We start from the raw sequence: 20,687 nt of genomic DNA, 5'->3' as shown, positions 1-20,687 counted from the left end.
GCGTCGCCAAAAAAACGCCTTACCTTTGTCGCACCATTCAGCGCTACGAAAGTAGTTCTGAACCCCCCGCGAGAGTAGCTCAGTTGGTAGAGCGCGACCTTGCCAAGGTCGAGGTCGCGAGTTCGAACCTCGTCTCCCGCTCCAAGAATAAAAAAACGCTGTCTTCGGGCAGCGTTTTTTGTTTACCGCCAACCCTACGGTTTTTGGGTTAATTTTGGCCGATGCCAGCCCACGCCGGAGTGGTGGAATGGTATACACGAGGGACTTAAAATCCCTTGCCTTCACGGGCTTACGGGTTCGAGTCCCGTCTCCGGTACGATAAGCAAGCCCCCTTTGCCCCGATGCAAAGGGGGCTTTGCCCTTTATAGAACCACAGGGAGAACGAGGGGCCACAGGCGGGTGAGAAGCTGGCTGCAAGGGCTTTGCGGCGCGGAGGCTAACTCATTCGATACGCATTGGCACTTACCTTGGAGCGTTTTTCCATAGCGTGCCCTTTGCATGAAACACATTTTACGAATTCTTTGCCTTGTGCTGCTGCCGTGCCTAGCGGTGGCGCAGCCGGCTTTCCACTCGGTGGCGGTGCGGCCCGATGGCTCGCTCTGGACGTGGGGCCGCAACGATAACGCCCAACTCGGCGACGGCACCACCAGCAACCGCCGCGTCCCCGTCCGGATAACCACGGCCAGCTGGCTGACCGCGGCTGCGGGGTACATCCACACCATGGCCGTGAAGGCCGACGGCACGCTCTGGGGCTGGGGCAACAATGCCTATGCGCAAGTGGGGCAGAACTCGGTGACGCAGTACAATAATCCCATTCAGGTGGGCACTGCCACCACCTGGCGCAGCGTTTCGACCGGCAATTACCACACGGCTGCCATTCGGACCGACGGTACGCTGTGGGTGTGGGGGCGTAATCAGTACGGGCAAGCGGGCAACGGGAGCGGCGCCCTCTATGTTAACGTAGCCCAACTCGGGGCGGGTAGCTGGCAAAGCGCAAGCGCTGGGGCCGACTGCACCGCCGCAATCAAATCCGACGGCACCCTGTGGCTGTGGGGCAATAACATGTATGGCCAGATAGGGGACGGCACGCTGGTGCAGCGCAACACCCCGGTTCAGGTTGGCGGGCCGTTTACGTGGCAGCATGTGGCCGTTGGCTATTCTCACACGGTGGCCGTGCGCGCCGATGGCACGCTCTGGGCCTGGGGCGGCAACGGCGTGGGGCAGCTGGGCGACGGCACCACCGTGGACCGGCCCACCACCGTGCAGATAGGAACCGCCACCACGTGGCGGGGCGTGGCCGTGGGCGGCAATCACACCGTGGCTGTGCGCGCCGATGGCTCGCTCTGGGCCTGGGGAATCAACACCTCCGGCGAACTCGGCGACGGCACCACCACTAACCGGACAAGCCCGGTGCAGGTGGGCGCCGGGGCTACGTGGCTGCCCGCGGGCATCTCGGCCGGTGAGGGCCACACCCTGGCCCTGAAAACAGACGGCTCGCTCTGGGCCTGGGGCAACAACAACTGGGGCCAGCTGGGCATTCCGGCCTACAGCACGGTTCCGTTGCAAATCTTTGGCCCCAACGGGCCCCTGGCGGTGGCCCGCACCGCTGCAGACCGTGAGTTCAGCCTGTTCCCCACGGTGGCTTCCGGAAACGAAGTACACTATGCGTACACCGGGCCGAAGCCGGAGGCTGACGCGTGCGTGGAAATCTTTTCCCTCACGGGCCAACGGCTGTGGCGCCAAGCGCTGGGCGGCGCCACGCAAGGACGAATTCCGGTGAGCGAACTGGCCCCGGGCTGGTACGTGCTGCGCTTGCAAACAGGAAACGCTACGCGGACGGTACGCTTCTGCCGACCATGACATAAGCCCGCTTCCGCTATGCCAAAACAAAAAGCCAGGGCCAATGCGGCCCTGGCTTTTGCAGTAAGTAGCGCCGAAACGGCGGGCGCTTCCTGACTTAGTAGTCCGTGTTCTGCGGGTCGAAGTTGGTCCAGGAGGCCAGCCAGTTGGTGGCGCCGGCGGCATTGGGGTCGGCCAGGGCGCCGATGTAGTTGACCGGCGTGAAGAATGCATCGGTCAGCTTGATGTCGGTGAAGCTGGCGGGGGCTACGGGCGCCGTGGCCGGCGATACCGTGACGATGGGCGAGCCCGTGCGCGGCAGGAAGCTCGGAGCCGTCAGGTTGAAGGGGTTCAGGAGCTGCACGTTGTCGGCGGTGGCGTAGCGACGGTTGGTGCTGGCCTTGAACCACGTGAGCGGGCCGATGGCGGCGCCCCAGGCCGAGGAGTCGGACGCCATGACGTTGTTGACGGTGAGGCTGCCGGCGCCGCCGCTCGGGCCCACGTAGAGGATGCTGCGCTGGCCGCCCACCGAGTTGGAGCCCGTGAGGGAGCCGGCCACGATGTTGTTCTTGAAGCGGGCATCGTTGCGGGCAATGGTGCCGGCCGTGGGGGCGCCGTCGATGAGCACGCCGGTGGGGTAGCCCATAATCACGGAGTTCATGATGCTGATGCCCGAGTTGCGGCGGATGTGCGCGCCGGCCGTGTACTGCGGGCTGTAGGTGGAGCCCGAGGGGTTCAGGATGGGCCCGATGGCCGTGACGTTGGAGAACACCGCCGAAGTCTGGGGCCCGTTGGTGGAAGCGTTGGCGTCGTTGTCGGACTCAAACGCTTTGGAACCCGATTGGTCGGCCTGCAGCGGGTCGCGCAGCGAAATGGCAAATTGCACCTTGCCCGAGAAGCCGTTGTCGGTGTCGAAGTCGTCGTCGAACGTGCGGTGAGACACCAGGTACTTGGCGTTCACGGTGCCGCCAAACCACTCAAAAGCATCATCGCCGCTGTACGATACCTGGATGTGGTCGAGGGTGGTGCCGCTGCCCACGCCGGCCAGCGTGAGGCCATTCACCTCGTTGTTGGGCGAGAAGGCCACGCCGCCGAACTCGATGCGGACGTACTGCAGGGTGCCCGAGTCGTCGGTGGCGTTGGTGCCGCCGTACTGCGTGGTGGGGCCGCCCTCAATGGTGGGGCGGTTGCCGCCCACCAGCGTGTTCACCGGCGCGTTGCCGGCCAGGATGACGCCGCCCCAGTCGCCGTAGTTGCGCGAGCCTTTGGGCTGGTTCGAGGTGAAGACAATGGGCTTGGTGGCCGTGCCGATGGCAATGAGCTTGGCGCCGGGCTCCACGATGAGGGCGCCCTTGGTGTCTTTGTCGCCTTTGATGATGGTGCCGGCCTCGATGGTGAGCGTGGCGCCTGAGCGCACGTACACGTAGCCTTTCAGCAGGTACTGCTTGCTGGCCGACCACGTGGTGCTGGTGGTGATGGGTGCGTCGACCACCACGGCGTTACCGCTGTTGGTGCCGCCGCCGCCGGGGTTGGAAGTGCCGCTGCCCGTCATGTTGGGCGCCGGAGTGATGTCTTTCTTACTGCACGAGGCCACACCCAGCAGCAACAGGGCGGCGAAGGAGAGCGAAAGCGTGTTCTTTTTCATAAAAGGGGAAAAGTGAAAGCCAGTTCGGGGTGAGGGGCAAAAGCCAGTCGGGGAGTGCTAGGGGAGGGGCGTGGTGGCGGCGCGGCGCGGCTCCAGGTTCAGGCGCAGGCCCAGGGTGTAGTAGGTGCCGCGGCGGTAGCTGCTCAGCGAGGGGTCGGCGGCCGAGTAGGTTTTGTCGTTGTTGTAGTCCTGCACCAGGTTGGTGCGTTGGTTGAGCAGGTCCTGCACGCCGGCGTTCAGCGAGAGGCGGTCGGTGAGGGTTTTGGTCAGCGTCAGGTCGATGGTGTGGCGCGGCAGCTCCACCACGTCGGGGTACTGGTCGCTGCCGGCAAACAGGATGCGCGGGCCAAACACGTTGTAGAGGGCCGCCACCTGCCAGCTGTTGTTGGGCGTCTGATAGTACAGGCCGCCGTTGAAGACGTAGGGCGACTGGCCCTGCAGGGCGCGCTTCTTGTTCCAGGCCACGATGTTGTCGCCGAGGTTGACCTGGCTTTTAATCAGCGAGGCGTTGAACACCACCGACAGGTTTTTCAGGCTGGGAGTAAGGAACTCCAGGTCCTTTTTCAGGTCCAGCTCCACGCCGTAGGCATAGGCGCTGGGGGCGTTGGCGAAGGTGTAGGCCAGGTTCGAGGTCAGCACCACCACGTTTTCGATGGGGTTGGTGAAGTGCTTGTAGAACGCGCCGATGTGGATGAGCTGGCCGGCCGAGGGGTACAGCTCGTAGCGGAAGTCGACGTTGTCGATGGTTGCCACTTTCAGCGGGCTGTCGGGCTTGAGGTACAGCGAGCCGTAGTTCAGCACGTTGAAATCGAAGTCGTAGAAGAAAAAGGGCGCGGCTTCGCGGAATTCGGGGCGGTTCAGGGTGCGGCCGTAAGAGGCGCGCAGCAGGCTTTTCTCGCTGAAGTTGTAGCTCAGGTTGGCCGAGGGCATCACGAAGTTGGTGGTCACGTCCTGCTTCACCGGCTGGCCGTTGATGCCCGTGCTGATGGACTGCACGTTGCGCTCGTAGCGGGCGCCGGTCAGCAGCTTCACCTGCTCGCCCAGCGGCAGGCTGAAGGACACGTAAGCGGCTTCCAGCTCGTTGGTGGCCGAGTAGTGGTAGGTCGAGTTCTGGTCTTCGTCCACCCGGAAGCCGTCGCTGCCAATGTTCTGCGGGTTGAAGATATTGCCCACGTCTTCGTTCTTCAGGCCCTGCATGCCGTTGGCATTCAGTGAGTAGCCAAAGGCACGGGCGTTGAAGCTGCGCTTGCGGTATTCGAGGTAGGTGCCGCCGGCCACTTCCATCTCGCGGGCGCCGAGAGCCACTTTCTGCTTCAGGTTGGCCGTGGCGGTGAAGATGTGCTCGTCGAGGTTTTGGTAGAGGCGGCCGGCGTTGTTCACGTCCACCTGGCCAGCGCCGGGCGTGAGCACGGTTTGGGTGGCGGGGCGGTTGTCGCCGGTGGAGGGCGACACCTGGTAGGACACGCGGCGCAGGTCGGGCTCGCTGCGGCTGGAGTAGCCGTAGCCCCCCACCCAGTCGAAGTGGGTTTTCTCTTTGTTGAAGATGTGCGTGCCGGCCAGCTGGCTGGTGTAGGTGGTGCGGCCCTGGTAGCCGGCCTGGTAGCTGCGGCGGTTCAGCGTGCCGTTGTCGTCGAGGCCCTGGCGCGTCACCTGCTGGTTGCGGGCCTGCTGGCTGAACAGGTTGCGGAACTCCAGGCGGCCGCCATTTTCAAGCTGCAGGCTGAAGTTCTGGATGGCGCCGAGGCGCACGTTGTTGGTCGACTGGTCGTCCTTGAACTGGTCGGTGCGCTTGCCCGTCACGTCGTACAGGTTGCGGTCGATGTTGAAGTGCGTGTAGGCGTTGGTGTAGTTCAGCGAGGTTACGCTGCCGATTTCCAGCCCGCCCAGCTTGAACTGGTCGAGGTAGGACAGGTTGAAGCGCGCATCGGGCATGGCCTTCATTTTGTAGATGGCGAAGGTGTTTTCGAGCTGCCGGGCGTAGAAATCCCGCTCGTATTGCTGGTAGGCCGAGTTCAGCTGCGGGAAGCCGTTGGGCAGTTCGCGCTTGGTGGCGCCGAAGCCGAAAGCGTCGCCGGCCTGCGTCTTGTCGGTGTAGAAATCCTGGCCCGTGGTCCCGTCGCGGAAGCCGGTGGAGTAGTTCACCGTCAGAAGCTTCTCGTTGAACACCGGCTTGCGCAGGTACACCTTCACGAGGCCGCCGGCGAAGTCGCCCGGCAGCTCCGGCGAGGGGTCTTTGAACACCAGCACGCGGTCGAGCAGCGAGCTGGGCACGATGTCGAAGGAAAACGACTTGCGGTCGGTTTCGGAGCTGGGCGCGCTCACGTCGTTCAGCCACACGGTGTTGTACCGGTCGCTCAATCCGCGCACTTGGATGAAGCGGTTGTCGACGATGGTGACGCCCGGAATGCGGCGCACCACCTCGGCCGCGTCGCGGTCCTGGGTTTTCACAATCTGCTCCGACGACACGCCGCTGACCACCACGCTGGCCTGCCGGATTTCGTTGATAACCGAGATTTCGGTGTTGGTGCGGCGCACGCCGTTCACCACCACTTCGTCCAGCGCCTTGGTGTCGGCCTGTAGGTTGCCGTCGACCACCGTGGTCTTGCCGGCCGTCACGGCCACGTTGGGAATCGAGACGGTTTTGTACGACACCGAGGAAATCACCAGCGTGTATTTGCCCGCCGGTACTTTCTCCAGCGAGTAGCTGCCGTCGATGCCGGTGGGCCCGGCAATGGTGCTGTTTTCGAGGCGTACTGTGCCACCGATGATGGCTTCCTGCGTGGTCCCGTCCTTAAACGTGCCCTTGATGCTGCCCGTGCCTTGCGCGACGGCCGAGGCAATCGAAACCAGGCACAGAATAAGCGAAAAAATGCTGCGGATACTGGTGTTTTGCATAATGGGTGCAAAGGTCCCCGTCTCCTGTTGCCACAATATGCTGTCTGGTTTACTATAATGTTACGTCCGGTAATACGGGGTTTATTGCGCAGCAAATTATTGTTCAGCAAGGAGTTAATAAGGGCCGGTGAAAGGCTGCGGTAATCTGCGTAGTAAGGCGGTAGCGTTGCGGCTTCGCAGCAGAAGGCAGACCTTTGCCCGCTCCGGCAAGGGTAACTTGTCGGCCCCACCTATCCGACTTAGCATGAATCATTCTCTCACCCGTTGGGCCCTGCATGGTGTGGCCGCTCTGGCCCTGCTGGCGCCGACGTTGCCCGCCGCTGCCCAGGCCCGCCAGGAATACCTGCTCACCACCGACTGGAAATTCACCAAAGGCGAGCAGCCCAACGCTGCCCAGCCCAGCTTCAACGACGCCAAATGGCAGACCGTGAGCGTGCCGCACGACTGGGCCATCTACGGCCCGTTTGACGGCAACAACGACCTGCAAACGGTCAAAATCGAGCAGAACAACGAAAAGACGGCCACCCAAAAAGCCGGGCGCACGGGCGGCCTGCCGTTCATCGGCACGGGCTGGTACCGGCGCAAGCTGGCCGTGCCCGGCTTCAAAGCTGGCAAGCGGGCCGTGTTGCTGTTCGACGGGGCCATGAGCAACGCCCACGTTTTCGTGAACGGCAAAGAGGTGGGCAGCTGGCCCTACGGCTACAACTCGTTTTCCTTCGACATCACGCCCTTCCTGAAAGCGGGCGCCGACAACACGCTGGCCGTGCGCCTGCAAAACCAGTCGGAAGCCTCGCGCTGGTACCCCGGCGCCGGCCTCTACCGCAACGTGCACCTCATCGTGACCGACGACGTGCACGTTCCGGTGTGGGGCACCTACCTCACCACGTCGGATATCACGGCCCAGTCGGCCAAAGTGAAGCTGCGCACGCAGGTAGCAGTGCCGACGGGCACCCGCCCGGCGCTGCGCCTCGTGACCGAAATCCGCGACGCGGCCGGCAAAGTAGTGGCCACTACCACCAGCAACCTAGGGACTACCGGCAAGCCTGAGTTTGAGCAAAACCTGGACCTGCCGCAGCCGAAACTGTGGTCGCCCGAGACGCCGGTGCTGTACACGGCTGCTTCCAAGTTGTATGCCGGCCAGACGCTAAAAGATGAGTACCGTACCCGCTTCGGCGTGCGCTCCTTCAAGTTTGAAGCGGGCAAAGGCTTTTCGTTGAATGGCCAGCCGCGCAAGTTCAAAGGCGTGTGCAACCACCATGACCTCGGCCCGCTGGGCGCGGCCGTGAACACGGCCGCCTTGCGCCGGCAACTGGCCTTGCTGAAGGACATGGGCTGCGACGCCATCCGGACCTCGCACAACATGCCCGCGCCCGAGCTGGTGGCGCTGGCCGACGAAATGGGCTTCATGCTGATGGTGGAGGCCTTCGACGAGTGGAAGGCGCCGAAGGTGAAAAACGGCTATAGCCAGTACTTCGACCAATGGGCCGAAAAGGACCTGGTGAACATGGTGCAGCGCGACCGCAACCACCCCTCGGTCATCATGTGGAGCATCGGCAACGAGGTGCCCGACCAGAGCAACCCCAACGGCCCCATCCTGGCCAAGCGCCTGCAGGACATCGTGCGCCGCGAAGACCCCACCCGCCCCATCGCGGCGGGCATGGACCGTTTCGACGACGACTTCAAGTACGGCATGGCGCCAGCGGTGGAAATTCCCGGCTTCAACTACAAGCCGCACCGCTACGCCGAGGCGCTGAGCAAGCTGCCGCAGGGCTTCCTGCTGGGTTCGGAAACGGCGTCCACGGTGAGCTCGCGGGGCGTTTACAAGTTTCCGGTGGTGACGGCCAAGGAGAAGAAGTACGACGACAACCAATGCTCGTCCTACGACCTGGAGGCGTGCAGCTGGTCGCAGACGCCAGACGAGGAATTTGTGCAGCAGGACGATATTGCCAATGTCATCGGCGAATTTGTGTGGACCGGTTTCGATTACCTCGGCGAGCCCACGCCCTACGACGAGAAGTGGCCCTCGCACAGCTCCATGTTCGGCATGCTGGACCTGGCCGGTATGCCCAAAGACCGGTACTACCTCTACCGCGCCCGCTGGAACACCGCCCAGCCCACCGTGCACCTGCTCCCGCATTGGACCTGGCCCGGCCGCGAGGGCCAGACCACGCCCGTGTTTTGCTACACCAGCTACCCTTCAGCCGAGCTGTTCGTGAACGGCGTAAGCCAGGGCCGCCAAACCAAAGCCAAGTCCGACAAGCCCCAAACCCGCTACCGCCTGATGTGGAACGACGTAAAATACGCGCCCGGCAGCATCAAAGTGGTGGCCTACGATGCTCAGGGCAAGGCCGTGGCCGAAGAAACCGTGCGCACCGCCGGCCAGCCCCACCACATCAGGCTGGTGGCCGACCACAGCACCCTCGCCGCCGACGGTCAGGACCTGGCCTACGTCACGGCCCGCGTAGAAGATAAAGACGGCAACCTCTGCCCCGATGCTGCCGACCAGTTGCAGGTAGCCGTAACCGGCGCCGGCCGCTTCCGCGCCATGGCCAACGGCGACCCCACCAGCCTGGAACTGTTCCACCAGCCGCAGATGCACGCCTTTCACGGCCAGATGGTGGCCATTGTGCAGGCCGGCAATAAGGCTGGCGACGTGCAGCTGAAAGTGACTGGCGCCGGCTTGCAGGCCGGCACGCTGCAACTGAAGACGGCTGCTAAGTAAGTCTTCTGTAAAAGCAAAAAAGCCGGCTGCTTGACGAAAGCAGCCGGCTTTTTTATTGCCGAAAAGCGGGTGATAAAAGGCTATTCACACACGATGCGGCGAACTTCTAGGCTGGCCGCCGTGCGCACCTGCAGTAGGTACAGGCCCGCGCCGAAGCCGGTTAAATCCAGCTCGCGGGTGGCGCCCTGCGGGTTGGGCGCTGCTATTGTGGTTTCGTTCACGCGGCGGCCCAGGGCATCCATGACCGTCAGCGAAACCGGTTGGGCGTAGCCGGTGAGCGTGACGCTGAGGCGGCCGTCAGGGGTGGGGTTGGGCGCCACGCTCAGGCTGCTGCCGGGCAGGGCTCGCGCCGCCGAGAGCACCGTGAGTGGTGCCGACATGGGCGAGGTACAGCTTGTGGCCCCCGCCACGACGGTGGCCGTGACGGTGTAGGTCCCGTTGGTGGTGGCCGTGAGGGTGCGGGCAGTGGCGCTGGGTAGCAGCACGTTGTCGCGGTACCACTGGTTGCCGGTCAGGGCGCTGCTGGTGAGCTGCGTGCCGCTACGCGAAACAGTGGGCGCGGGCGGCCCCGGTAGCACCCGCACCAATACGGAGGTGGTGTCTTCACACACCCCCGGCCAGAACGTCACATTGGGCGTGATGCGCAGGAAGTAGCGAGTGGTCAGCGTGGGGTTTACGCTGATGCTGGGCGTGGTGGTCACGGCCGGCAGGCCGTCGCCGCCGGAGCTGGTGCTCCACTGGTAGGCGTAGGTTTGCCGCAGAGTGGTGCCCATGGCCAGGTTGCGCACCGAATCAGGCCGTACCACCACGCCCGATAGCGCCAGCGAACTGCCCCGGCAAATAGTCATCGGCCCCGCGCCCATGGCCGGGTTGGTGATGAGCGCCGTGTAGCCGCGAAACACCTGGATGGCCACCACTTGGCTCCGCCGGCCGGGATAGGGACACACGTTGTCATCAACCCGCAGGGTGAAGTAGACGGTGCGGCCCGCCGCCGCGGGCGCCGGCTGCAGGTAGAAAGTGCCGCGCGGCGCGGGCGTGCCATTGCCCACGAGGCTGAACGTGCCCACGTCGCCCCCGCCCAGTAGCAGCGGGTTGGTGCTGAGGTCGGCGGGCACGCTCACGGTGAGGGGCTGGTTGGCGCTGGGGGTGCGCAGGTTGTTGGGGTCGCTGATGTTGAGCTGCACGCGGGCGTAGCTGCACGCCCGCACGTCGATGCGCACGGTATCGGGACCATTGTTAAAGGTGCAGCCCACGGCCTGGGTGCTCACCGTGGGCGGGTTGGGCGGTAGGTTGCCGGCGCAGTCTATCACAATCACCGTCGCCTCGCGGCGCACCGTGCCGATGACGCGGCGCACGCCGTTGATGCGGCGGTACTCCGTGATGAGCATGGCAAGCTGGTATTTATTGTTTCCCAGAACTGGCGGGGCTGTAGCATCAAATACGTTCGGTGTGAACGTAACGCTGCGCGCCCGCTGGTTGAAGCTAAGCGTGCGCGGCACCCCCGTTAAAACAGGGCACGTACCAACCGTGTCGACGCCTAGGGCAATTGGGTTAGTAGGGCTGTACGGGCCAGCGCCGCCGGGAAAGTTGAAGACACACAATGGGTTGCTGGTAAGCACCATCGTCTGAGCTAGCACCGGGTAAGCATTGTAGGTGATGGGCGTGCCGCAGGCGCGCAGCGGCGCGGCCAGTGTATACGCCAGGGAGTCACCGTCGGCCTCGGTGCAGGGAAAGGAAAGCGTAGTGGGCTGGTTGCGGCACGCGAACTGAACCAGCACGTCCTGCGGGCCGAACTGGGGCGAATTGTTGGCCACGGCCGTGCTGCCCTGGTTGCGGTTGTCGAGCGTGGCCTCCACGTATAAGTCGCCGGCCGCCGCATTGGCCATCGTCGGACGAGCATTGCTAGAGGTGCTCAGCGTCCAGTTGCCAGGGGGCAGGGTTACGGTTGCCGCGCATAGGTATATGTCGTAGTTGGGCAGGCCCGCGGGGCCCTGGCAGGGCCCCGCCGACAGCGCCGCGCAGAAAGGAGTGGCCGGTTCGGTCGGACCCTGCTGCACCAGTTGGGTAGTGACGGTAGCCGTGGCGTTGCAGCCGCCATTGCGGCAGGATAGCAGGAAGTCGTTGGGGCCGGGGGCCAGTATACTGCAGTCACGGTACAGCCGGAATTTGACGCGGTACTGGTTATTGCCCAACGACACATACGTGATGTCGCCACCCCAGAGGTGTGACGCCCACGCTTCGCGAGCGCTGCCCAGGAGCAGACCAAGCAGCAAAAAAAGGAATTGGAAGGATAGAGGTTTTTTCATCGAGAAAATTGAGAAGGATAGTGAATCAATAACAGGAAATAGGATGCCTGCGATTGTCTGATAATCCTATTCACGCACGATGCGGCGGGTTTCGAGGCTGGCGGCCGTGCGCACCTGCAGCAGGTACATGCCCTTGCCGCAGCTGCTCAAATCCAGCTCCTGGGTCATGCCCTGCGGGTTGGGCTTGCTGACGGCGAAGCCCATCACCTGGCGGCCCAGGGCGTCGAAAACGGCCAGTGTCACGGGTTGGGCGTAGCCAGTGAGGGTGACGCTCAGGCGGCCGTTGGGTGTGGGGTTGGGGGTCACGCTCAGGCTGCTGCCGGGCAGCGCGCGCTGAGTGCCCAGCACCGTGCGCGGCGCTGATGGCGGCGAGGTGTAGGGTACGCCGCCAACCACCACCGTCACCACTACCGTGTAGACGCCGCCTGCGGTGGGCGTAATGGTTTGGCCCGTAGCGCCCGGAATTAGCTGTCCGTTGAGGTACCACTGGTTGCCGGTGGCGTAGTTGCTGCTCAGCGTCGTGCCGTTGGTCGTTACGACGGGTGCCAGCGGCGGCACCAGCGTCACCAGGATGGACGTGGTGTCGGCGCAGCCCAGGCCAAAGCCTCCGGCGGGAGTTACGGTCAGGAAATAGCGGCTGTTCATCGTGGGGGCTACCGTGGTGGCCGCACTGCTGGCCTGGGCCGGGTCGAGCCCGTTGCCCTGCACCCGCCACTGGTAGCCGTAGGCCTGGGCCACGGTGGTGCCAGTGGCCAGCCGGCGCAAGGAGTCCGGCCGCTGGGCCAGCCCTCGTAGCACCAGTGTGCTGCCCGCCGGCAGGCTCACGGCCGCGGCAGGGGCCGAGCCTCCTGCAGGCACGATGCCCGCCCGCACGCTCCGCCGCACGTTGATGACAATCACGCGGTTTTGCCGGCCCTTCACGGGGCAGCCGTTGTCTTCCACGCGCACGTTGAGGCGCACGGTGCGCCCCGCAGCCGTAGCCAGCGGCTGCAGGTAGAGGGTGCCTTGCGGACGCGCGGTGCCGTTGCCGCTCAGGCTGAACGTGCCTACGTCGCCCCCGGCCAGCAGCAGCGGGTTGGTATTGATATCAGCCGGAACCGTGACGGTGAGCAGCTGCCCGACGCTGGGCACGCGCAGGTTGTCGGGGTCGGTGAAGTCGAGCGTCAGGCGCGAGTAGCTGCAGGCCTCCACATCAATCCGGGTAGTGTCCGGCGTGTTGATGATGCGGGCCCCCGAGTTGGCAGTTTGATTGGCGACCTGCACGGCATTCGGCACAGAATTGCCGCCGCAGTCTACCACGATGAAAACAATCTCGTGGCGAATCCGGCCAATCAGCCGCAGCACGCCATTCACCCGGCGGTACTCGTCGGCCTGCACCGCCAGCAGGTACTTGTTGTCGCCGCTGGCCGACGTGGCAGCGGCGTTGTAGATGCCGGGCATAAGCGTAATGGTGCGGGCTTCGCGGTTGAAGCGCAGGGTGCGCACCACGCCCGTTCTGACGGGGCAGGCACCGACTGTGTCTATGCCCAGGCGGATGGGGTAGGTGGGCGAATAAACCCCCGGTAAAAACCCGGGAATAGTCAGTATGCAAGGGCCGGGTGTGGGAAACTGCTCCAATGGAGGAGGCACTGCTTTATAAGTAACCGGCATGCCACAGCCTTGCAGGGGAGCCGCCAGCGAGTACGCCACGGAGTCGCCGTCGGGCTCCAGGGCCGAGAAGCTGAAGGTGGTGAGCTGCTTCCAGCACATGTACTGCACCGGAATGTCGTCGGCATCAAAGTGCGGCGTGTTGTTGCTTACGCCGCTGCCCCGGTTGTCGAGGTAGGCCTCGGCGTATAGGTCACCAGATACTATGTTGGCCAGGACGGGCCGGGCGTTTTGGACGGTGCTCAGCGTCCATTGGCCCGGCGGGAGCGTCACGGTGGCTTCGTAGCTCACGAAGCGAAAAAGGGCGTAGGCAGATGCCGGATTCTGGCAGGTGCCGGCCGTGGTGGCGCAGAGCGGCGCCGGCTCAAAGGCGGCGCCCTGCTGCACGAGCGGTGCCGTAAGCGTTGCCAGGGTGTTGCAGCCGCCGGTGCGGCATTCCAGCGTGAAAGCCGTGGTGGGCGCGCCCGAACAGTCCTGATACACGCGGAACCTGACGCGGTACTGGTTATTGCCCAACGAGCTGTAGGTCATGTCGCCGCCCAGCAGGTGCGACGCCTGTGCCGCCGGCAGGCCGCCCAGAAAAACCCAGAAAAACAGCGAGAAAAGAACAGAAGGTAGACGGTTCTTCATACAAAAATCGGCTAAAGTGGAAGGATGCTACAGGCACTTGAGTCCTGGCCTCAACACAGCGTAATGGCTGCGGAAGAAGTTGAGAATAAGCCCTGAGTATGGTGGTTATGCTATGCGCAATTTTGGTTCCATTCTTTAGGGGAATTGCTTGAAAATGTGTGAAATAATTGATATGGGAAATTGCGGTTTACCGTAATCGTTACTAAGTCAATGGCTTAATATTTTTTCCTGGCGAATATGTAATGATTTTTACCAGCAACGACACCTTGCTGCCGGCCCATCACGCCCAAAGCCACGCGCAGAAAGGCTTTGTCCGTAAAGTGCGAGCTTTGGGAAAGCCGTAAGCGGCTTTTTTTCGTTGCTACTGTTTTCAACCCCTCCGTTATCAGCCGCTCTGATTTGTCATCTCCCACCAACCACCTCCTCGTATTTGCCCGCGAGCCCGTCCTCGGCCGCGTAAAAACGCGCCTGGCGGCCGACATTGGCAATGAAGCCGCCCTGGCCGTGTACCGCGAATTATTAGCCATCACCGCTTCCGCCGTCACGGCCGCGCAGGTGCCCGCCACGGTGTGGCTGGCCGAAGCGCCCGCGCCCGCCGCCGACGCCAGCACCCCGCGCCCCGAATGGCCCGGCCTGCCCTGGCGAGTGCAGCCGCCCGCAGAGTCGCTCGGAGAACGCATGAGCCACGCCTTCGAACAAGCGTTTGCAGGTGGTGCCTCGCGGGTCGCCATCATTGGCACCGATTGCCCGGGCCTGACCCAGCAGCTGCTTCAGGACGCTTTTGCAGCGCTGGCCAGCCACGACATGGTGGTAGGCCCGGCCGACGACGGCGGCTACTATCTATTAGGATTAAATGCGTTGCACCTGGAGCTATTCGCCAATAAAGACTGGAGCACCGCCACCGTACTGCCCGACACCCTAGCCGATGCCGCCCGCCTGGGTCTGAGTGTGGCCCAGCTGCCCATGTTGCACGACGTGGATTCCGGCCGTGACCTGGCTACCTGGCGCGCAGCCAAGGCCTTATAAGTAGCTGCATAAAAAGAGCGGGCGATGCTTCGATGAAGCATCGCCCGCTCTTTTTATGCAGCTGCGACGTTTACGCCACGGTGCCGCCGCAGCTGGAACCGCTGCCGGCCGTGCAGCCGTAGCAGTGCTGGTTGATGACGATGGGGCGCTGGGCCAGGGCAGCGGCGTCGAAGTCGCGGATGTGCTGCACGGTGCTGGCCACGTGCAGGTCCAGCATTTGGTTGAAGTCGCAGTCGTAGAGGCCGCCGTCCCAGCCCACCGAAATGGTATTGCGGCACATCACGCCGGCCGCGGCCACGGGGTTGAAGGCGTTCACCAGCTTTTCCATGTAGCCCGCGTAGTTGCCCGACTCGATGAGGTAATCGAGGTAGCGGCTCACGGGAATGTTGGTGATGGCGAACAGCTCGTTGAACACGATGCCGTGGTCCTTCAGCAGTACGCGTTTGAACTGGTCTTGTAGGCCCTTTTGCGAGCCCGGCAGGAAGGCGCCGGCGGGATTGTATACCAAGTTCAGCACCAGGCCGGAGCCGGGCTGGCCGTAGCCCACGGCGTTCAGCATTTTCAGCGCCCGGATGGAGTCCTCGAACACGCCGTCGCCGCGCTGGCTGTCGGTTTTGGCGGCGCTGTAAAAGGGCAGCGAGCTCACCACTTCCACGCCGTGCTTTTTGAAAAACTCGGGCAGGTCGTGGTATTTCTTGTTGGCCACGATGATGGTGAGGTTGCAGCGCACCAGCACCTTGCGCCCGAGCTTGCTGATTTCTTCCACAAACCAGCGGAAATCGGGGTTCATCTCGGGGGCGCCACCGGTCAGGTCAACGGTCGGAATATCGGTCTGGGCCAGCGCGTCGAGGCAGTGCTGCATCGTTTCGCGGGTCATGATTTCCTTGCGGTCGGGGCCGGCGTCTACGTGGCAGTGCTTGCACACCTGGTTGCACATCTTGCCCACGTTGATTTGCAGCACGGCCGGCGCCACGGGCTGCAGCGGAAACAACCCGGCGTCGCGCAGCTTCTCATGAAACAGCGGCAGGTGCAGCGTTTCGGCCACCTCGCGGCGCAGCACGGTGAGCTGGAAAGCAGAATCGGCAAGCTGGTTGCCGGTGGCTTTGAGGGACTTAATCATGCTACTTAAGGGGAGAACACAGGTAGTGCGGCTAAACGCAACCGCATAAGGCCGCGCAAGTTATTGGGCGAAGCCGGCTGCCGAACCTTACGAGAAAGCCGAAGCTGGCAGATTTACCAACCCCGTCATTCGTAAAAATGTCGCATCCGGCGCATGGTGGTTCGCACCACCCAGTCGCCGAGGCGGGGAAAGTAGGTGTGTACCAGCACAATCAATTGCCCCAGGGCCGAAATAACGGTGCGCTGCCGCCGCCGACGGATGTGTTGCAAAATAATAGCCGCCACCTGGGCCTGGCTTTTTTGCCAGCGCGGCGGGCGGTGGGCAATGGGCACGGGCTGGCCGTCGGCGGCCAACACGCGCTTTTCGGGGTCGTTCTGGGTGAAGCCGATGTGCACTACCCCAAAATGCACGCCCGTATCGGCCAGTTCCAGCCGCAGGGTGTGGGCCAGGTTGGCCACCGCCGCCTTGCCCGCGCAATAGGCCGAACCGCTGGGCATGCCGTTCAGAGCCGAAATGGAAGAAATAAACGTGACGCTGCCCCGTGACTTCACCAAATGCGGCAGCGCCGCTTTGAGCGGAAACACCGAACCGTACACGTTGCTGTCCATCACCTGCTTGAATACTTCCGGCTGCATGTCGGCAAAGTAGGCGCGCTGCGAGATGCTGGCGTTGGTCACCAAAATATCGAGCCGGCCGAAAGCGTCGATGGCCGTATTGACGAGCTGCTCGCAGGCCGCGTAGTCGGTCACGTCGGCCACGCAGCTGGCCACTGAGTGGCCGGCCGTTTCGAGGGCGGCGCGGGTGTGGGCCAGCCGCTCGGCGTTGCGGCCGTTGAGCACCACGGCAGCTCCGCTTTCGCAGAGCAGACGCGCCGTTTCGCGCCCAATGCCCGACTCCGAACCCGTGACAATGGCCACCCGGCCGGCAAATGGAACGGAGCGCCCGGCCAATCCGGCATCAGACATAGTGGTGGGCTTTAAACCAGGCAAAGGACTCGGCAACGGCTTGGGTGATGGGGGTGTGGGGCAGGGCCAGTTCGGCCACGGCCTTTTGGGCGGTAAAGTAATGACCGTCGTTGGCTACGGCCGCCATGGCCACATTCAGTTGGGCCGGCCGGCCGGTTAGCCAGGTCTTTACGTCGCAGAGCTGCCCGTAGATTGTGGCCAGGCCCGGCGGAATGGGCCAGCGCGGAGCCGCTACGCCTAAACAGCCGGCAATCAGCCGGAAAGCTTCGCGGTAGCTCAGGTTTTCATTTCCCAGAATGTACGACTCGCCCACCCGGCCCATGCGTAGCGCGTGCACAGTGGCCACGGCCACGTCGCGCACGTGCACGTAGTTTTTGCCGCCGGGCGGGTAGCCGGGCAGGCGGCCGCGGTACAGCTCCAGCAGCAGCGCGTTGGAGGTGGGTTTGGCATCGCCGGGCCCCAGCATGAAAGTGGGGTGCACAAGCACGGCGGGCAACTGCTCAGCCCGGACGACCCGGCGCACCACTTCGGTAGCAGCCAACTTGCTGTCCATGTAGTCGAGGCCGTAACGCTGGCCGGCGTAAGGCCGGGTTTCGTCGCCGGGTTCACTCTTCGTTCCGAAACCAAAAACGTTGGCTGTGCCCACGTACACGAAACGGCTGACGCCGGCCTGCCGGGCCATGAGCAGGGCATTTTCCGTGCCGCCGAGGTTGACAAGCGCCACCTCCGGATTTCGGGCCGGGTTCACTTGGGCCAAAGCTGCTGCGTGAATAATGGATTCACAGCCTTTGGCCAGGGTGGTTAAATGGGAAATATTGACGGGCCGGGCCAAGTCTTCTTCGCAATATTCTACGGCCCAGGCCGCCGGGAAAGGCGGTGCAGTGCCGGGCCGCAGCAGCGCCCGCACCGGGTAGCCGCGTTGCACCAGTTCCTCCACCAAATGGCGGCCCAGGAAGCCGTTGGCGCCCGTTACGAGTACGCGGCCCAGCATCAGCGGTAGTTGAGCAGGGCCTTGTAGGTGCGTGCGATGCGCGGCGGCGGCACGTTCAGGAAAAACATGCCGAAGGCCGTGAGGTTGGCCAGCTGCACGCGCAGCCAGCTGTTGGTTTCATATTTCCGGGCCGATACCACCACATCTTGCGGCACGATGTAGAAGGAGGCCACCCGCCGAATGCGCCGGATGATTTCAAAATCTTCCATGATGACGAACCGCTCGTTGAAGCCGCCCAGCCGCTGAAACAGCTCGCGGGTGATGAACAAGGTCTGGTCGCCGCCGCGGCTCATGATGCCTTTGAAGCGTGTGCCGTAGCTGTTGATGCGCAGCAGCGGGTGCCGCGAATCGAACCGGAAGCGGTAGCAGCCGGCGGCGTGCCCGGCGGCCACCGCTTGCCGGATGGTGGCCACGTAATCGGGGTGAATGCCCACGTCGGCGTGCACGAAGTATAGAATGGTGCCGGTGGCGTGGGCGGCCCCGAAGTTCATTTGGGCCGCGCGGCCGGGCCGGGGGCTGAGCAGCACGGTGGCGCCGGCCTGGCGCGCGGCCTCGGCGGTGCCGTCGGGGCTGTGGGCGTCCACCACCAGTATTTCGACCTCACCCGCCGGGGCGTGGCGGCGCAAATCGGCTACCAGCCGGGCGATGTTGGGGGCTTCGTTGAAGGTGGGGATGATAACGCTGAACGTCATGGGGGAAAGGAAGAGGGTGCAACTTCCGGCTTTTTCAATAAAGTTGAAAGCGGCGGGTGGCCACTGCGAGCGGTGGTGCCGGGCGCTGGGGCCCGTCGGGCACGGCCGGATGCGGTGGCAGCTAGAGCCACCAATTTCACTGCTTACGTAAGCTCGTCAGGCCAGAGTTTGGCTCGCGTCAATCTTAAAGGACAACCACCACCGTATATTCCGGACAATATCCCGTTTCATGAAAAAAGCTTTCTTCTCCCTGCTGGCCGCGGCTGTGCTTGCGACTAACGCGGCTGCTCCTGCCCCGGCGTTGGCCGCCGGGCATCCGGTGATAGCAGCCCCGGCCGCCGTCGACCATTCTGCCTTCGACAAGCTGCTGAAAAAGCACGTCAACGCCAAAGGCCTGGTTGATTACAAGGGCTTTAAAGCCGACGAAACGGCGTTCAACCAGTACCTCGACCTGCTCAGCAAAAACGCACCGGCCAGCAGCTGGAGCAAGCAGGAGCAAATGGCTTTCTGGATAAACGCCTACAACGCCTATACCATCCGCCTCATCCTCGACCATTACCCGGTGGAGAGCATCAAGGACATTGGCTCGAAAATCAAGATTCCGTTCGTGACCACGCCCTGGGCCATCAAATTTTTCAGCATTGGCGGCGAGAAAATGAGCCTCGATAACATCGAGCACGGCACGCTGCGCAAGAAGTACGACGACCCGCGCATTCACTTCGCGCTGGTGTGTGCCTCCATGAGCTGCCCGCGCCTGCGCAACGAAGCCTACACCGCCGCCAGGCTGGACAGCCAGCTCGACGACCAGGGCCGTGACTTTTTGAATAACCCGGCCAAAAACAAGACTGGCAAAAGCAGCGCCCAGCTTTCCAAGTACTTCGACTGGTACAAGGGCGACTGGACCAAAAACGGCCAGTCGGTGGCGAAGTGGGTGAATAAATACGCCACTACCAAGATTGACGAAAAGACGCCTATCAGCTACTTGGATTACAACTGGAAGCTGAACCAGCAGTAGGGCCTGACGGCCCGAAATAGAACGTCAAGCTTCATCGGGCGTCCGCTCGTCGCAGCATATCTGCTGCGATGGTAGATGACTACTGTTGCGAAGCATGACGCTCAACCCCTTAAGTGACATCATAACCGCTCTCCACAACAACCACCAAATGAGTTACCTCGATACCACCGCCGACGTGTACCGCCAGGCGGCGCAAGAGCCGCAAGTCGGCCTTTGCTGCACCACCAACCCCGTGTGGCAGCTGCCCGGCCTGAGCATCCCGAAGCGCATGCTGGCCATGAACTACGGCTGCGGCAGCACCGTGAACCCGCGCGACCTCACCAACAGCCCCACCGTGCTCTACGTGGGCGTGGGCGGCGGCATGGAGCTGCTTCAGTTCTCCTACTTCAGCCGCCGCCCCGGCGCCGTGATTGGCGTGGACGTGGTGGAGGAAATGCTGGACGCCTCCCGTGAAAACATGCTCACCGCCGAGCAGGAAAACGACTGGTTCAGCCGCGACTTCATCGACCTGCGGTCTGGCGACGCCCTGAGCCTCCCGGTAGAAGACGAAAGCGTGGACGTGGCCGCCCAAAACTGCCTGTTCAACATCTTCAAAGCCGACGACCTCCGGCGCGCCCTGCAGGAAACCTACCGCGTGCTCAAGCCCCACGGCCGCTTGGTGATGTCGGACCCCACCTGCGAGCAGCCCATGAGCGACGAGCTGCGCGCCGACGAGCGCCTGCGCGCCCTCTGCCTCACGGGCTCCCTGCCGCTGCAGGAATACCTGAACATGATTACCGAAGTAGGCTTCGGCACGGTGGAAGTGCGCGCCAAGCGCGCCTACCGCGTGCTGGCGCCCGGCCACTACGCCACCGATGAGCTTATCTACATCGAAAGCGTGGAAGTATGCGCCATCAAGGACCCTATGCCGGCCGACGGTCCGTGCATCTTCACGGGCCGCACGGCTATTTACTACGGCGGCGAGGAATACTTCGACGACCAGAAAGGCCACGTGCTGATGGCCAACCAGCCCTTGGCCGTGTGCGACAAAACCGCCGGCGCCCTGCTCGCCCTGGGCCGCGACGACATTTTCGTGTCGCCCTCGACTTATCACTACGACGGCGGCGGCTGCTGCTAGGCAGCGGCTCTAGCTTCAAAAAAGAACGTCGTGCGGAGCGCAGCGAAGCATGACGTTCTTTTTGTTAGTCCTTAATT

Annotated in this window: 13 protein-coding genes and 2 tRNA genes; 7 read left to right on the top strand and 8 right to left on the bottom strand. The window is 63.2% G+C overall.

Going from position 1 to position 20,687, the window contains the following annotated elements; translation table 11 throughout:
• Positions 1–68: 68 nt before the first annotated feature.
• From JAO73_RS16505 to JAO73_RS16495, 3 genes are all read left to right on the top strand, one after another.
• Positions 69–144: transfer RNA gene (locus JAO73_RS16505), tRNA-Gly, on the top strand.
• A gap of 89 nt (positions 145–233) precedes the next feature.
• Positions 234–316: transfer RNA gene (locus JAO73_RS16500), tRNA-Leu, on the top strand.
• Positions 317–498: 182 nt separating this feature from the next.
• Entirely contained in the window at positions 499–1,860 is a 1,362-nt protein-coding gene (locus JAO73_RS16495) for an RCC1 domain-containing protein (RefSeq protein ID WP_198978244.1), read from the top strand.
• A 97-nt stretch (positions 1,861–1,957) separates the two neighbouring features.
• On the opposite strand, the gene JAO73_RS16490 is transcribed toward JAO73_RS16495, so the two are convergent.
• Both JAO73_RS16490 and JAO73_RS16485 read right to left on the bottom strand, forming a co-directional pair.
• On the bottom strand, positions 1,958–3,484 hold the full coding sequence (locus tag JAO73_RS16490; RefSeq protein WP_198978242.1) for a beta-helix domain-containing protein: 1,527 nt from the start codon (positions 3,482–3,484) through the stop codon (positions 1,958–1,960).
• A gap of 57 nt (positions 3,485–3,541) precedes the next feature.
• The gene (locus JAO73_RS16485; RefSeq protein WP_198978241.1) at positions 3,542–6,379 is read right to left on the bottom strand and encodes a TonB-dependent receptor; all 2,838 of its coding nucleotides are present in this window, start codon (positions 6,377–6,379) and stop codon (positions 3,542–3,544) included.
• Between the two features lie 244 nt (positions 6,380–6,623).
• Here JAO73_RS16485 and galB point away from each other — a divergent pair, with 244 nt between their 5' ends.
• Positions 6,624–9,101 (top strand): beta-galactosidase GalB, encoded by a 2,478-nt coding sequence (galB, locus tag JAO73_RS16480; RefSeq protein WP_198978239.1) that lies wholly within the window; start codon positions 6,624–6,626, stop codon positions 9,099–9,101.
• A gap of 80 nt (positions 9,102–9,181) precedes the next feature.
• Here the strand turns inward: galB and JAO73_RS16475 are convergent, their stop codons facing one another.
• Positions 9,182–11,407 (bottom strand): T9SS type A sorting domain-containing protein, encoded by a 2,226-nt coding sequence (locus tag JAO73_RS16475; RefSeq protein WP_198978238.1) that lies wholly within the window; start codon positions 11,405–11,407, stop codon positions 9,182–9,184.
• 66 nt (positions 11,408–11,473) lie between these two features.
• Entirely contained in the window at positions 11,474–13,684 is a 2,211-nt protein-coding gene (locus tag JAO73_RS16470) for a T9SS type A sorting domain-containing protein (protein ID WP_198978236.1), read from the bottom strand.
• A gap of 399 nt (positions 13,685–14,083) precedes the next feature.
• Between JAO73_RS16470 and JAO73_RS16465 the strand changes: the two genes are divergently transcribed.
• Complete coding sequence (locus tag JAO73_RS16465; RefSeq protein ID WP_233169249.1) at positions 14,084–14,710, top strand: TIGR04282 family arsenosugar biosynthesis glycosyltransferase; 627 nt, start codon at positions 14,084–14,086, stop codon at positions 14,708–14,710.
• A 70-nt stretch (positions 14,711–14,780) separates the two neighbouring features.
• Here JAO73_RS16465 and arsS read toward each other — a convergent pair whose 3' ends face one another.
• The 4 genes from arsS to JAO73_RS16445 form a co-directional block, all read right to left on the bottom strand.
• Positions 14,781–15,827 carry an arsenosugar biosynthesis radical SAM (seleno)protein ArsS gene (arsS, locus tag JAO73_RS16460; RefSeq protein WP_198978295.1) on the bottom strand — a complete coding sequence of 349 codons (1,047 nt, stop codon included), beginning with the start codon at positions 15,825–15,827 and terminating at the stop codon, positions 14,781–14,783.
• A gap of 128 nt (positions 15,828–15,955) precedes the next feature.
• The gene (locus JAO73_RS16455; RefSeq protein WP_198978235.1) at positions 15,956–16,795 is read right to left on the bottom strand and encodes an SDR family oxidoreductase; all 840 of its coding nucleotides are present in this window, start codon (positions 16,793–16,795) and stop codon (positions 15,956–15,958) included.
• Positions 16,788–17,786: an NAD-dependent epimerase/dehydratase family protein gene (locus tag JAO73_RS16450; protein ID WP_198978233.1), complete on the bottom strand. Its 999-nt coding sequence runs from the start codon at positions 17,784–17,786 to the stop codon at positions 16,788–16,790. The genes JAO73_RS16455 and JAO73_RS16450 overlap by 8 nt, the downstream gene beginning before the upstream one ends.
• On the bottom strand, positions 17,786–18,478 hold the full coding sequence (locus JAO73_RS16445) for a TIGR04283 family arsenosugar biosynthesis glycosyltransferase (protein ID WP_198978232.1): 693 nt from the start codon (positions 18,476–18,478) through the stop codon (positions 17,786–17,788). The genes JAO73_RS16450 and JAO73_RS16445 overlap by 1 nt, the downstream gene beginning before the upstream one ends.
• Before the next feature lie 229 nt (positions 18,479–18,707).
• Here JAO73_RS16445 and JAO73_RS16440 point away from each other — a divergent pair, with 229 nt between their 5' ends.
• Positions 18,708–19,493, top strand: a complete 786-nt coding sequence (locus JAO73_RS16440) for a DUF547 domain-containing protein (RefSeq protein WP_198978230.1) — start codon at positions 18,708–18,710, stop codon at positions 19,491–19,493.
• 148 nt (positions 19,494–19,641) lie between these two features.
• Positions 19,642–20,610, top strand: coding sequence for an arsenosugar biosynthesis arsenite methyltransferase ArsM (gene arsM, locus JAO73_RS16435; protein ID WP_198978228.1), 969 nt, complete (start codon positions 19,642–19,644; stop codon positions 20,608–20,610).
• The last annotated feature ends 77 nt before the right edge of the window (positions 20,611–20,687 follow it).

Origin of the sequence: Hymenobacter miniatus (assembly GCF_016427455.1) — a bacterium.
Lineage (GTDB): Bacteria > Bacteroidota > Bacteroidia > Cytophagales > Hymenobacteraceae > Hymenobacter > Hymenobacter armeniacus.
Note: the sequence above shows the minus strand (reverse complement) of the source record. Positions and strands in the feature narration are given on the sequence as shown.